The following is a 16,613-nucleotide window of genomic DNA, read 5'->3' as shown; positions in this document are numbered from 1 at the left end:
ATGCTCATATTATTTTATAATAATTTTTCTTATTTCACTACCCTTTGCCGTTTCTAACAATAAAACATAGGTTCCTGAAGCCAGCGTAACCCCATAGGCTAATTCAAAACTAGCTGCTGCTTTTTCTTGACGTTCATGTACCAATCCTTGAGAAGCCATATTGAATATTTTTAATGAAATAGGACTGGCTTCTGTTAGGTTAATGCTTACGGAAAAATCTCCGTTAGAGGGATTGGGAAATATTTTAAAATCTTGAATAAAAGGGGTTTCTGCGTCTCCGATATCTGGGATATCTGCAGCCTCTCCAATACGTATGGTTTTCATATACTCTAAAAAGCAAGTACCTTGATTGGTACGGAGTATGATGTCATAGGCGCCGGGGGCATCAAAAAGAAGAATAACATTCTCTTTGGTTTCGGCAATAATTTGAGCCTCGGGCGGAAAAAACCATTCCACCGTATCTCCTAAAGGTTCACTAATATTCACTAGTGCCAATTCTTCACCAGCAAAAGCCTGAGTGCTCACAATAAAATGTGCATCTATTGGGGTGTCTGTTATTGAAATAGTGATACTATCTCCCCCATTGCAACCAAGCAGTGTGGTAAGAACCACCGTATAGGTTCCTGCTTCTGTAACTTCAATAGTGGAAGATGTACTGGTAAAGCCGGTATCTGAGGTCCATACATACGTAGTACCCTCACTATGATAGGTGGTATCTAATACTATACTTTGTCCACCGCACAGCAACCTATCTTCTCCTAAGTTTATTAAATCAAGACTAGGGTTTGCTAAATTGATCTCTACTGTTTTTGAACATAAGTTAGCATCCGTAACGGTAATGGTATAGTCTCCTGACGTTAAATTATTAGCATAAAAACCAGAATGATTTGTAATGGGTGTTCCCTCTTTAAGCCAGCTGTAGGTGTATTCTTCTAGTCCGCCACTAATTCCTAAAGATATTACCCCGTCCGCACCATTGTTACACACAGGAGCATTTTGTTCTAAAATAGCTATATCCAGAACATTTGGAGCCTCAATACGCACTTGGCTGGTAGCCTGACACCCTTTTTCATCGGTAACAAAAAGAAGGTAGCTGCCTTTTTCTAGATTTTTAATTTTAGGATCTGTAGCACCATTAGACCACTTTAGGGTATAGTTACCTGTACCACCAGTAATGTTAGCTTCTGCCCAACCTTCAGTACCATCAGAACATTTTAAATCTCCTTTGGTAAATGTAATTACTAAAGGTTCTGGGTCTAGTAAATCGTGAATCAAATCAGTTTCAGTATCCAAACTATTGTTTACATAGTTACCGATGAGAATACCGTTAGCATCTCTAATATTGACCGAATAACGAGCAGCCGTTGCATTGCTTAGAATACTATCTTTTTCTTCCAGAAGCTCTTGAAAAACGCCATTTTCATCCTCTTTTTTCCAAGTATAATAATAGGGTAAACCATTGTTTTCTAACATATTTAATTGTACCCCACCAGTACCGTGAGCCACCAATTCTCCATCGCCCACAGGATCATTAAATTCATTGAAACTATTACAAGAAACAGGATTTGTTTCTTCTAGCGTTAACAATAACTTATCTGGTTGCGTAATTGAAAAATCTCCTTCAGCAAAACAAGTTGCTTTTTGTGTTGCTTGGGTGTGATTGAAATCTGTAACTGTTAAGGTATACGTACCTTCTCCGATAGTGTTTAAAGTAAAAGTTTGACTTTCTTCAACGTCATCAAAAGGTGTACTAGAAACTGTTGTAACTACAACTCCAGTATTTTTATTCTTCCATTCTACCGTATAAGGGGCTGTACCCCCAGTAACAACAGCAGTAATACGACCGTCTGTAAAACCAAAAGCTTTAGCGTCATTACTCATCGCTGTTCTATCAGTAGTAACCGCTAAAAATTCTAAGGCAAGTACGCTTGTAGGTTCTTCAATTAATTGTTCTAAAATTAAATCTTCATCTTGGTCGGGAGTATCATTACCATCCGCATCAGGTACTAGTTCTTTAGCAACACACTCATTACCATCTCTAACTTTTATGCTGTAGGTATTTGCTCGTAAATCTGTAATCGTATGAGATTTGCCGTTGGTAAAAGGAATCCAAGTGCCATCTGAACCGTCATCGTTAACAATGGAAAATTGATACCCCGTTTCTGAACCACCATCTGCTTCAATTGTAATTGTGCCATCTGCACCATCTTTACAATATACCTCTGTAAATCTTGTTATTTTTGAGGTAACAAAATCTGGTTCATAAATTTTAAAATCGATAGTATGTTTCGCCCCGCCTGCAAAAAGACCAGAACCTCCAAGAAACTGAATCCTAAAATTCTCAGCATTGCTACCTCTAAGACCTGTAATTGTTAATTTATTATTTATGATATCCTTAGAAGTGATTGAAAAACCAGGAATTACAGCCTCATACAAAGGTTCACTGCTCTTAATATCATTAATTTGTTTTGATAAGTCTACTACCTCTATAGCTAAGGACTCTTTGTCCCCTAAATTTTTATTAAACTGTAAGGTTACGGTACCGTTATTGGCGCCATAACAAGTAACAGGAGTTGTAGTATAGTTGATTATTTTAGGAGCCGAAGGAAGTATGTCATAACCGACTATATTTCCCGGAATTTGATAATTACAAGGTTCTATTCTAAAATAAATATACTTGCCAATAGAAGAATTTGGTAGAATTGCATTTGCGGTAAATTCTAAACGCCAAGAAGTCATTGGTTGATGTAAATTTATCCAAGAATTTGGGTTTGGTAGATTGCCACGTTTAGATACCACTTGATACTGCCACTGATATAATAAAAAATCTAAAAAAGGTGTCGCGTTAATGGTAATAAGGTCATCGTAGCCTAACTGTGTTCTTATAGGATCATTAAGAACGTCAAAACTATTTGACATTTTGAAATTAAATTTTAACGTGTTTTTAGTTTCTAGAAATAACCCCCAAGGTTGTTCAGATGCCTTACCCACTTCATCATGCCTACGAGAATGACAATTATTATCCCTGTACATATAATAATTTTTCTCAACTTGTGATGCATATAAGAGTGGGTCATGATTACAGTTAACTGAAGTATTCTTTAAAAAAGAAAATTGTTTGACAGTTAAACTTTTAATGATTTTTCCAGGGAAATCATAGAAAGCTTTAGGAGCAGGACTAGTAAATAACCCTAGCTTTTCAAACTCTTGATCAAAAAAAACTTTTGAAGTACCATCTTCAAAAGAAACAGTAAGCCGTACGTAGTTCTCGCAAACCTCTCCCCAAACAAATTCGGGCGTTTCAAAACTAAAATCGGAAATCTCAATCCTAGAATTCTGGGCATTTAGAACAGAACTGCCTATAATAAACAATAAAAACAATAGCTTTTTCATAACTTAATAATTTACTTCTAAGGTCTCTAAGTGGCCATAACTACCATCTTCAAACACGGGACGTATTTGATAGATATACCTGTTACTCGGAGAGATATTTTTATCTATAATTTCTGTAAGAGCAGCGGGCAATTGTTTCCATGTAGTTGGTTTACCATCTTTTTTAGATTTAAAAATCACTAACTCTTTAATCCTATCAGGTAATTTTCGCCAGTATAACCTAATCGTATTATGGTCCCTATCTACTACCGCATGCAAGTTTTTTATAACCTCATCTTCCGTATTAGAAGCTGTTTTTATGGTGATGGTAGGAGAATCTTCAGAGCTAAGACCACTTTCATCTACCGCTTTTATGGCATAGGTATATTTGGTAGCTGCAGTAAGCTTAGTGTCTTTGAAATGAGTAATCGTATCTTTTGTTTCAAATACCAATTCCCAAATACCAGAAGCTTTTGTGCTTTTTCTAAAGAGTTGGTGTTTCGCTACATCGGTACTACTACTGCTGATCCAAGAAAGGGAAACGCCTGTATGTAACACCTTAAAATTTTTAAAGACAGGCGCTGATGGGGGAATGATATCTGGCTTCTTAAGTTCTAATACTTCTGAATATGCAGAGGTATTAAACCGGTGATCTACTGCTACTACTGTATAGTATACATCAGTATTTAAAGAATTTAACTGTACCGTATCTATAAATTGATTGGTCTGTAAAGGATCTATAGTAATCTGCGCATAGGTTTCATCTTTAAGGTTACCTCTAAAAATACGGTAGCCTAAAATATCTTTTTCCATATTCGGTTCCCATGAAATTATAGCGACCCCTAAGCTATCTACAACACCCCTTAAGCCTGTTGGCTTTGCTGGTGCTATAGAATCTATAAGCTGTACTAGCGCAGAGAATGAGGCGGTCTCTGTACTGTCTTTGCCTATGGCTATTACTTTGATGTAATTTACACTGAAGGGGGCCGCTATTTCTCCTGTTCTAGTTTGGGGGGAGATTCCATCTTTTAGAATTTTATAAGTACCATTGTCTTTACTTGCTGCTCTAATTTCAAATGTTGCTACTTCATTTTCTTTTTCTTTTGGAAAATCCCAATAGATTTTGGCTCCAGTGCCCACCAATAGTTCATGATTGATAATAAATGGAGTCGCTGATAATGCTTTTTGTCCTTGACCTACAATCGCCTTTGAGGGTTTTCCTTCTTCTCCAAAAGGAGAAATCCCTGATACCCTATAATGGTATTGCTTATTGTTTTGTGCTAGCGTATCTATATAATACATTCGTTTTGTTGGCGAATGCTCTGTATTGTTTAGGTTTACCAAAGGCAAATCTCCCAAACGTTTGTAATGTGTACCATCTTCTGAGCGTTCGATATAGTAGGTAGCATAAATACTTTTGAACAGTTCATATTCCCAGGTAAGGATGACCTCTTTATCTTTAAAAACACCAACCAAATCTATGGGTACGGGCAAGGCGTCTGTTTCAGAAGCATCTATATAAACTACGCCTTCTTTTACAACCGCCAAATCCGATGGAATCGCAGTATTTATTTGATATAAATATCCTTCATTACTTTTTACGGATGTATCTTCAAAACCTAAACCGGCTAATTTTGCAGCTTCAAAATTCATATCAGCGGCAAACAACGCAAAAGAGAAACGTTGTTCCAATTGTTTTACTTTATTCACAACCGCCAATAACTGCCCCTCTTCTGAACCAATTTCAAAATCGTCTCCATAAATGGCTTGTGCAAGAATGGCTGCATTATCATTTGCTAAGGCGAGGCCTTCCCAAGATGCTAAGGGAGCTGGTTTAAGTATGTGCGTTGCTACTTGCTTTTTTTCAGGCGTGTCTAATCGCTTTCCATTTCTATAGACTGTAAAGCGCTCTAACGTATAGCCATAGGTATTAGCTCTTTGCCAAACCACAGCATCTGTAGGCGCCCAACGCACCAAAATTTTATCTTGTTGCGCTCTTGCAATGACCTGAATAGTTGGCGTTGCAATACTATCTTGTTGCTGAGCAAAACAAAACATGACAGTGAAAAAGAAGCTTATAACTAGTAATACTCTCATTTAGTTTTTAAAATTTTGGGATTGGTGCAATTTGTAATTAAGCGTACTTACTTTTTTGTATAGGTTGCTCTAAAAATGAACATATCATTTTCAAAGCTGCCTGATGATTTTAGTTTACTATCTTTTTTAGACATTTGTTACTCTAGATTTAGTGGGTTTTTAAAGTTTACTGTGGCGGAACTTCCTAGTCTATTACCAGGTAGGATATATTGTATTTTAATACGATAAGATCCTTTTGGCATAAATTTATAGGCTGTATCTAAAATGGAAGCTTCCGGTGCGTGTCTAGAAATTTTTCCATTTACAAAAGCGTTTAATACTTTAGTTTTGGTAGTGACATAATCTAGTTTGTAGAGCTCTGGCAAATTGTAACGGTATGGAAAATGTGTCCTTGTCCAACCCTTATCTACACCATACGAAATACTGGTAACGTAATTTGAAAATAAAGGCAAAGCCTTTTTGGGAGGAAGGCCATAAGGCGTTTCAGGGCGTTCTATTTTATAAGCCCCAGAGCTGTATTTTTGATAGAGTATAGGATTAATATCTTTTGTAAAATAGCTGTCGCGCAAATCAGATTCTGCTACCACCATTGGTTGATGACCCGTATAAACCGTACCCACCAATTCTGCCGTTTCAAAAGCTTCATGATGATCTATGGTATTGTATAGGTAAACCACATCATTCGCAATTTTACCCCAAGCATAATTAGCAACCTTTATAGCTTGTATTTTTTTAGCAAATGTATTGTAAGCACTACTCTTAAAATTATATCCAATACGCTCAATTACTCCCTCTTTAGAAACAGATTGCGCTTGGTTTTCGGTTATGACTACCGTGTTCTGATTCCCTAGAGCTGTATCTTTCTGACTTGTTCCTGTCGATGTAGCCTCTTTGGTAGTCTTAGGCGTGCTAAAAATAGATAAGGTATATGCTGCCGAATTATCTAAAATGGGCAAGGTATAATTAAGTGTATTGCTTCCAGAATGATAAGAAAATGACGTCTTTACCGCTGTGCCTTGTTCATCTGTTAACACTAATTCACTTTTCCATTGTGTATCATCAAACAGGTAATCCTGGCCTTGTTTTAATTGTATATACCCTTTCGCATACTCTTTTGGATAGTAATATTGTTGGTCGATAACAGGATATGAGTATACAATGTTTTTTAAAGGAATATAGGCTGGTGCTTCTCCTGTGATAAAAGAACGTTCTTCGGTTTCAATCGCAGGAACACCATCAATCATTACCACCTGATACACACCATTAATTCGCTCTTTAAAGCCAACTGTTACGCTCACCTTTAATTTTGTTGCCGGAGGTAAAATATCTACGGGCACAAAAGTTAGTGTACTGTTATTTTCTCCCCATTCTAGGGCTCCAGAAATAAGGGTGTTATTTTCATCTGCAATTTTGAACCCTTCTAAGGTTATTTTGTAAATGTGGTCGCCATCTACTTCAGGAATGGTTAAGGCTTTTTCTACCTCCATATTAAATGCGACTTGTGGTGTAGCAAATACATCTGCTTTGGTCTCCCCATCTCTTGGCGTTAGATCGCTTATTATTTTCAAGCCTCCTAACGGCGCGCTATTCTCAAACTCACACTCTTCTCCTATGGTTACTTTAAAATTAAACTCTCCTTTTACCAATCCTCCTAACAAATCATAATGTCCGCCAACATAGCCACGCATCCATACCGGATTTGGTGCTTTTGTTTGCAAGAGTACTGCAGCTGCAGCATTGATTATCGGAATTCGTTTTTTAACAGAAAAGAGATTTACGTTTATTCCTAATTCTCCTAGTAGGTACGCATAGGCTTGTCCATTTGCATACCAGCCATTTATACCTACTTGGTCTCCTGTATTCACGCATTTGGCTTCACCAAAATCTTTTAGCATGATATCAAATCCTAAGCCTGCATTGAAACTTGCATAGAACATTAAGAATTCCATATCACCCGTGGAAACAGAAAAATCACTCCCAAAGGCAAAACCTTTACCACCTCGTAAGGCGTTTTCATCTCTTGTGTACTGTAAGGTCTCTGCATCTACACCTAAAATTTCGGCAACGATTGGTGGTGGTGGCGGACTTTCGGGAATGTTGTCTCCTAACATAAAGTAACTTCTAGCTTTTGCAGAGAGTTCCCCTACCCCAAGTTTTAAACCAAGTCTATCTGTTGGTGTTCCCATATGCACATACCACTCCTCTTCTGAAGAATGAAAAACACCCCAACCAGCTCTTCCACCAGAACTTTCTCCTTGCAAAATTTCTCCTTCTACATTCACATAAAGATCCATAGTGGCATGAAATGATTTATTTATAAAATCATACTCCATTCCCATTTTAGCAGTAATACCTGCTTCACCAACTATTTCAGTTTCATATTCGGTATCTGCTTTTTCTAAAAATGTTTTTCCGAGCCTACTATCCATCACCCCGTTAACTACTTTGGTGTCGGCCATTTTATTGAGCTTGTCTGATAATTTTGCGACGGGATTAGGGAAATTAAAAGCTTTCATCATTTGTGCTTCCCCATAAAATCCTAGTCTATTGACGCCCCCTTTTGTATTAAATTCTATTTCAAAACCAGCACCAATACTTATCGCATTTTCATCTGGAATGCCCCCAAAAACCATAGCTTTCATTCCTAAATCTGCTTCCTTATTAGGGATATAAGAAAGGCCGGAAGGAGAAAAATCTGGATCACCATTGGCTTCTCTGCTCATTTTATAAAAAGCGCCACCCGCAAAACCAGATAGCTGTACGGGGCCTGCCTGTAATTTAAGTCCGTGCACCGCAGCATCTACATACCAATAGTTGAATTCTTTTTTTCCAAAAATTGCTTTACACGTAATAGGGCCAAAAGTGCTAAATGTCCCTTCTATTTCCCCAGAAAAACCATTGCCATATATGGGATCATCAATCATAAGGGTTACCCCTCCTTGTATTTGAACAGCTCCTAAATTAGCATCAATAACTATTTCAGAAAGATCAAAACTGTCATAATTCCATTGCTGTACATACTCTTCTTCGCTATAATTTGCTATAATTGCCAACCTAGCATCTGCAGCAAATCCTTTAGCTTCTTTATCCATAAGATTTACTTTTAGATCAAAAGCTAAGCTTGCCTCAACTTCATCTGCGGAGAAAACAATAGCGGCTATAGAAACAGGGAAATTGGCCAGTTTTACTTCATCCGTATACCCAAAATAATCTACGGTTAGAACAGGAGCTTCCGTTTGAACCACAAGATTTTGGAAGTCAATACCCTTAAAATTTAATACACTAGAATCTTTAGCTACTTGCCCCTCGTTCTCTAAACTATTTTTCTGATTTGCAGAAATTGCCATGCGACCATTCAATACGGCTTTGGGCCTAAAACTATCATCAACAACCTTCATTTCTATAAAAGAATCTGGTAGTAATTGCGCTTTAGCCTGCCACACATCAAAATTCAACGTATCTGATGTAGCTACACGCACCAAGTATTCTTCTTCACTAATAAGGCCTTCATAAGCGATCCCTATTTTCTTACTAGCATCTTTCGGCCTTTTCTTGCTTTTATCTTTAGCTGTATTTTTTGATGTGGATATGGGTAATAACAGTTGTCCATCAAAAGCAGCACTGGTAATTCTATTGGTAGTAATTTCTAAAGCGATATGATCTACGGAATAGGCCCAAGCTTTTTTATCACTTGTTCTTCCGTTATCTATAGCAATAACATCAGTTGCAGAAAACAACCCAGATACTCCATTATTATCAATAATCATGTTGGTAGCACCAAAACTTACACGCTCTTGATTTTCAATACTTTCGGTAGTTTTAAATACTTTTGGCAAGGATACTTCTAATGATGTTACATATATACCGCGCCACGTATTTACATTAGGCAGTAACAGTCCTTGGTCATGATAATGTTCTGGAAAGGCAATATCGGGGGTTCTAAGATCGCTAAAATCTAGTTCGGCTTGGCTTAAGTTAAACACGAACTTGTTGGGATGTTTAGCCAAGACAAAAGGCTGAAGTTCTATAGATGTTATAATATCATTCCACCCAGAAGCAACAATAGAAAATTTACCTGTCACCCTATTAGGTACCTCCGCAGAAGTTTCATCTAAGCGCTCTATAGTTTTTGTTTCCGGTAATAATTCTCCTAATTCTGTAACCGGCAAAATTAAGTTTCTAGAAAACTGAATTTCTGCCGTAAGTCCCATTTCTTTAACGCCACTACAATCTATAGTTACATAACTTAGGTCTTCTATTGCTCCAGATTCCCTATCAAAACCTCCTTTAAGTTCTAACAGCCAATTTCCTGCATTGAACGGAATTTGAATATCTCCGAGTAGTACTAAATTACCATCACCAAAAATGCCGCCATTATGAGAGAGCTTTATATGGTTTGCACCAAAAAATAGTTCTACAGGCTCTCCGTTTTCATCTGTTTGCGGAAGTATAGCTCTTACAAAAACAGTTAGTTCCGTATACTCTTTCTGTATCGTAGCTTTGGCTATTCCTATAGCATATTCTACCTCATTTACGGTGCTTTTAATCCCTACTGGCAGTGACATAATTGTAGCACCAGAAATGATATTTACCCAAGCATCTTTTGCTTCAATTTCTTTTAATACCGCAGCTGCTGTCTTCCTATTATTTTTTACAAGGGTAGGTACAGGAAATTCTTTTTTAATATTCTGAAAAGAAAAAATAGCTTCTAAATTCAAATTAGCTTCTAAGGCTATTGTATTCTGCTTTGGTAGGGTATCTCCTAAAACAAAGGTTACCGGCACATGTAGCTTTCCAAAGCTAGCGAGCGGAAAAATGAATAAGATGACTAACAAAAAAATAGATTTGGATCTTTTTTTGTACTTCATAAGTTATGGATTAACTAATAATGATTAAAAAGGATTGGATGTAATTCACCTCCTAAAGGGTGACGAACATTTTTTCTAAGCAGTGCATACGATGACTACTATTTTATAAAGCACTATAGAGTAACAGGAACAAAAGCATGCAAAAAACAGCTTCTAACTTGTCTAAATTGGGTAGTTCCATTTATACTTGTTTTTACGATTATCTGATTAAAACTAGCGACAAACAAAACGCTTACCTAATATCGGTGGTAGACAAAGTATGGACATGATGTGGTCGTTTCCGCGTAGGTCCATAAAAATTTCCAAAAAAACAAAAAGAACACAATAAGACCTTAACACCAACAAAAACAAAGACTTACAAAGCGTAAGTTATTTTATTAAAAACTTTTTAGTCAGGACAAAGCATGGACAGGTGTGAAAAAAAAATAATTTCGAAATAGGAAAGAAAGAAGCCCCTATTTAGCGTTTTAAAATAAATTAAATTCTTGAAAATTTAATTTTGGAAGCAACTAAACAGGTTAAAATAGGGTACTAAATTGCTAAAATAGTGTACTATAGTATATATACATAATACTTACCTTTATTCTAAAATCCCCAAAGATTTATTTATCAACTTAATTACAATAAAATGAGAACACTACTACTTAAAACCTACTCTCGTGCAACAAGCGAGATTCCAACTTGTTATTCTTTAATTTTTTATCAGCTAAAAATCTTTTCACCTCAACGCATTTGCTAAAAGTTGTGTTTTACTAAGAAAATTTAAGCGTATCTAATACCGCTTACTGTGCTGTACATATTAAATTTCAAGATATGGACACCGTACACGTGGAGCGTATTGTTGCCTTAGCAATTCATGACTAAAAGTAATTTAAAGGTATACCCTACTCTAACATTTAGTAGGTGCACTCGTACTTTTTATCATTTTCACAACGCTACAAGCATACCCGCTATTTTTCAGTAAAACAAGCTTTTATTTCTGCATAAAAAGATAATGAGCCTTATCGCTATATACATCAATTTTTAATTGAATTGTATAGGCATTTGAACGTTTCTCTTACCCATTCATAAAGGAGGTAATTTGAGGAACAGGATAGGTATGTCTATCGGTCAAATATTAAAAATTCAAAGCCTCAAACTTTTTTTAATTGCTATAAGCCACTCATTACATTCAATTAATTAATAATTAAAACGTAACACCTATGAAATCAATTACACCTTACCTACTTATGGCATTTATGTTTTTAAGTCTCAATTTAAAAGCACAAACGCTAGATGGAGAACTCAAAAGATGGCACAAAGTATCTTTAACTTTTAATGGTCCAAATACCACCGAAACTGCCACTCCCAATCCGTTTTCTGATTATAGATTAGAAGTCGTCTTTACACATACTGCTAGTAACAAATCTTATACCATTCCAGGGTATTTTGCAGCTTGTGGCGATGCAGAAAATACAGGATGTGATTCTGGAAATAAATGGAGGGTACATTTTGCTCCAGACCATACAGGCGCATGGACTTGGAAAGCCACCTTTACCTCTGGAACTAATGTTGCCATTAATGGCGGCGGTTCTAGTGGTGGATTTATGGATGGAACTGCCGGAACCTTTACTATTGCAGAATCTAATAAATCTGGAAGAGATTTTAGAAGTAAAGATCTTGGAAGGTTAACCTATGTTGGAGCGCATTATTTAAAGCATATAGGAAGTGATCCTGAGAATCCAAACGGACCTTGGTTTTTGAAAGTTGGAGCAGATTCTCCTGAAAATCGCTTTCATTATGTAGACTTTGATGGTACTCCAGGAAATACGGCGGGAGGAAACAAAAGCAAAACTTGGGAAGCACATACACAAGACTATGTGGCTACCGATGCCAGTGCCTACACTTGGAATGGCGGAAAAGGAAAAGGAATGCTAGGGTCTATTAATTACCTTTCTGGTCAAGGTGCCAATGTAATGTCATTCTTAACTTGGGCCGCTGGTGGTGATGACGGCGCAGTGTTTCCGCATATTCTAAAAGGTACTTCTCAAGATTATTCCAATACGGCAAAAGCAGGCCAATGGGATAAATTACATAAAGACCGTTTTGATGTTTCTAAGCTAGCGCAGTGGGAAAAAGTAATGGAGTATGCCGATAAAAAAGGAATGTACTTGCATTTTAAAACCATGGAAACAGAGAATTGTGAAAAAATGGATGGGCATACTTTTGGGAGAGAAAGAAAATTGTACTACCGGGAATTAATTGCAAGATTCGGGCATCATTTAGCGTTAAACTGGAACTTATCAGAAGAATCTACGATTAAAGATGATGTGGTAAAATCTACCGTAAACTACATTCAAAATCTAGATCCTTACCAACATCATGTAGTACTACATACATACCCAGGACAACAAGACCAAAGATATAATCCGTTATTAGGGAGCAAATCTAATCTAACAGGCGCCTCCGTACAAACAAGTCAGAATAATGTACATAACGATGTACGTAGATGGGTAGAAAACTCTAAAAATGCCGGTAGAAAATGGGTGGTTGCAAATGATGAGCAAGGTAGCGCATCAGAAGGGATCATGGTTTCTGATAAACAAGTTAGAGAAAAAGTACTTTGGGCAACTTTACTGGCTGGTGGTGCTGGTGTAGAATATTACAGTGGTTATACTGCTGATGATGGAGATCTTAATGGGCAAGATCACAGAAAAAGAGGTGTAAAGTATAAAGAAGGTAGTTATGCGCTTGCATTTTTTGCTGCTAATTTACTTCCTACCCTTACCGATATGGTTTCATCAGATGGTGTTACTACGGACAGTAATGATTATGTGTTTGCCGCGGAAGGTAAAATTTATGCTATTTACAGACCTAATGGAGGTAGTACGGGTTTAAGCTTACCTGCAGGAAATGCTAAATATGATGTACAATGGTTTAACCCAAGAGCTGGAGGTAGCCTTACCGCTAAAAGTACATTAGGAACTAATTTGGTAGCGCCAGATAGCAATGACTGGGTGGCTTTAATTACAAGTAAAGATAGTGACGGTAATGAAGGTGGTTGTGATGCTACTCTTGCAACAAGCTTATCTCATGATGCCTATTTACAAAATACGACCAAATATAACACTAACGAATTAAGAGTAGAAAGCGGAAAAAGAATATCCTATCTGCAATTTACAGTACCGACAACCATTGAAAATGTGACGAGTGCTAAATTAGCGTTAACCGTTTCTAGTGATGGTGGTAATGGTTTAATCGAAATTTATAAAGGAAGTACAAATACTTGGACCGAAGGAAATTTATCTGCGACCAATAAACCAGGGGAACAAACTAAATTAGGTTCTCTAAATACCACCTATAGTGTAGGCAGCACTTACAACTGGGTATTATCTGGCATTACTCCTGGAGAAACCATTTCGCTTATCGTAAAACAAATAGATGGTAATGATGTCTCTTTTTCGTCTAAAGAAGGTTCTTCTGCTCCAAAACTGGTTTTGGAATTAGCATGTGCTGATACAGGTAATACCATTGATACGTCTATTGCTATTCCTGGAGTTTTAGAAGCGGAAGCTTTTGCAACGCAATCTGGTATTGAATTAGAAAATACAACCGATACAGATGGAGGTAAAAACATTGGCTACATCCAAAATGGAGATGCTACCACTTACCTACTCAATATAGCAGAAACAGGCGTGTATCAAGTAGAAGCTAGAGTGGCTACCAATACTTCTGGAGGAACAATTTCATTAGTATCTGAAAGCGCAGCTTTAGGACAACTAGTGGTTGCAAATACTGGAGGATGGCAGACCTGGAAAACAGTAACAACTACGGTAAACTTAACGGCAGGAGAACAAACCCTAACCCTAAATTTCACCGGAGGCACGGGATATCTATTCAATGTAAATAAATTAAATTTTGTAAAGCAAGATGTGGCAGCAAGTATGCTAGTAGCTACGGCTACAAGCGCTAAAACAACACTTGTGGCTTACCCTAATCCTGCACAAAACTATATTACTCTTTCTGGCATCCTCAGCGGTAACCAGCTTATAGTATATGATTTTTCAGGGAATATAGTACTGCAAAAAAAGGCACTGAGTACAGAAGAAACTTTAGATGTTTCTAGTCTAAGGAAAGGAACCTACATTATTTCTATTGAAGGAAAACAAAGTTTACAATTTATCAAGCAATAAAAATTAAGAGCGATTTAGGATAGCACATTCTAGATCGCTCTTTATCATTTAAAAAGGCTCTTTTCAAATAACAGCAGGAGCTAGAGCAGAACATTGTAATTATGAATACTGTTTAAACATGAGAAAAATGAAAAATTACGTATTTAAAAAATATGCCTATACGATGAGTAGTCTATGGTGCATCCTCTTTATGGGGTTTCAACTAAATGCCCAATTAAAAGTGGGTGATCCAGGGGTAACTTTCGACTCCGGAAAATATGATAGCCGCTATCCTCAAATGAAAAAATGGCAAACAGCGGGTGTTAGAGGTGGTATTCCTTTTGTCAAAGATATTAGAGTGGTAAAAACGCTGACCAGTGGTGCCAGTAGTGATGCTATTAATAAAGCTATCGTTGATGCGTCTAAAGAAAGCGGACTAGTAGCTGTCTTATTAAAAAAAGGAACCTACTCTATTGATAAGCGCATTGTAATGAAATCAAATGTCTCTTTAATTGGGGAAGATAGAAATAAAGTCAAGTGTATCATAAAAATGACGGATGGCGATGCTTTTAGCTTCTATAAAGTGAGTAAAAGTGGGATCTACACCCTAACTATAGAAGGCAGTTGGGGAACACCAAAATACGACTGGAATTATGGACTGGATGCCAATGATGAATTACCAAATAACGATAATATTTCTGTTAAAATTAGTGCTTCAGAAGATTGTTGGTTAGATAAAGTGACGATCCTAAATTGCGCTAAAGATCCGATCCGAGTACCTGCAAACCATGTAACATTAAGAGATTTAAAGGTAGAAGGAGCACACAAAAAAGCAGGAGGAGCACAAGGATACTTTTTTATTCAAGGAGCTTATAACTTAGTTACCGGTTGTGAAATTACGCATATAAGACATATTTCTCTTCAAGGGGGTAATGTGGAATATAATGTAGTGTATGACAATGATTTTAAACAAGAAGTAAGTTTTCATAGTGGAGACAAAGGCAATAATTTAATAGAAAACAACAGAATAATCTTGCCTTTTGACATGCCTAACTCAAAAGCAGACACGCCTAATGCCGCCTATAATAATAGTAAAGAGCCTAATTATTATGCCATTATGGGCCCATGGTCTATTCAACATGAAAATTCTAAATACCCTAATTTCATCTATAAAAATACCTGTTTAGAAAAAAACCATAACAATGCAACACCTTGGTCAGACCCTGCCTTATTATACAAAGGTCCTAAAGAGGTGAAACCAGCTAATCCTGCAACCAACTTTCCGGCATTGGCAGCAAGTTTAAGCCCAAAAGGAGGTACTTTGTATCCTATAAAATTAGGAGGAGCTACCGGAGGAAGTACACCATGTACGGAGGTGTTAAACGTATCCCCCACTGAAGATGCCTACCTTCAAGGAACTACACGTTATAATAGCAATCAGCTTCGAGTAGAAAACGGAAAACGATTGGTTTTCCTGAAATTTAAAATCCCTACTAATTTTAAAGCTAACGATGCTGCAATCCTAAACCTAACCGTGTCTTCTGATAACGGAAACGGTCGTATAGATATTTTTAAAGGAAAATCTACGAATTGGACAGAAGAGAACTTATCTAGCGGTAACAGACCCGTTCAAGGTGCTTTATTAGGAACTAAAACAGGCACCTATAATGTAGGGGCAAACTACCAATGGAACCTATCGGGTATTACTGCAGGAGAAACCATTACAATAATCGTTAGACAAGTTAGTGGTAATGATGTTTCTTTTTGGTCTAAAGAGGGTACCATGGCTCCTAAACTTACTTTATCCTGTAGTGCGCTAAATAGTGCTGCCGCAAAAAGTATCAGCGAAGTTTCAATTGAACCTTCCGTGTTATTATTTCCTAATCCTGCACAAAATTATATAACCGCTACAGGTATTGCTCATGGTGACATGATTATCGTATACGATTTTTCTGGAAATCGTGTGCTGCAAGAAGTAGCGCAACATACCGAAGAAACCATAGATATCTCTAGTTTAAAAAAAGGAAAATATATTATTTCTATCGCAGGAAAAAACAATCAACAATTTATAAAAGAATAATTTAAAATTAGGCCTAAGACAACAATGCTTAGGTCTCATTTTTAT

The 16,613-nt window shown here is 36.9% G+C and carries 5 protein-coding genes; 2 read left to right on the top strand and 3 right to left on the bottom strand.

The features are described 5' to 3' along the window. Positions 1-9: 9 nt before the first annotated feature. From M666_RS12665 to M666_RS12655, 3 genes are all read right to left on the bottom strand, one after another. Entirely contained in the window at positions 10-3,393 is a 3,384-nt protein-coding gene (locus tag M666_RS12665; protein WP_029446150.1) for a T9SS type A sorting domain-containing protein, read from the bottom strand. Positions 3,394-3,396: 3 nt separating this feature from the next. Continuing rightward, a complete protein-coding gene (locus M666_RS12660; RefSeq protein ID WP_029446149.1) occupies positions 3,397-5,469 on the bottom strand; it encodes a fibronectin type III domain-containing protein in 2,073 nt (690 codons plus the stop codon). Between the two features lie 137 nt (positions 5,470-5,606). After that, entirely contained in the window at positions 5,607-10,337 is a 4,731-nt protein-coding gene (locus M666_RS12655; RefSeq protein WP_029446148.1) for a hypothetical protein, read from the bottom strand. A 1,202-nt stretch (positions 10,338-11,539) separates the two neighbouring features. Here M666_RS12655 and M666_RS19990 point away from each other — a divergent pair. Both M666_RS19990 and M666_RS12645 read left to right on the top strand, forming a co-directional pair. Then, a complete protein-coding gene (locus M666_RS19990) occupies positions 11,540-14,509 on the top strand; it encodes a carbohydrate-binding protein (RefSeq protein WP_029446147.1) in 2,970 nt (989 codons plus the stop codon). Between the two features lie 127 nt (positions 14,510-14,636). Continuing rightward, positions 14,637-16,568: a T9SS type A sorting domain-containing protein gene (locus M666_RS12645; RefSeq protein WP_158400238.1), complete on the top strand. Its 1,932-nt coding sequence runs from the start codon at positions 14,637-14,639 to the stop codon at positions 16,566-16,568. Positions 16,569-16,613: the final 45 nt, after the last annotated feature.

This window comes from Cellulophaga baltica 18, assembly GCF_000468615.2.
Lineage (GTDB): Bacteria > Bacteroidota > Bacteroidia > Flavobacteriales > Flavobacteriaceae > Cellulophaga > Cellulophaga baltica.
This window is presented reverse-complemented; position numbering and strand designations above follow the sequence as displayed.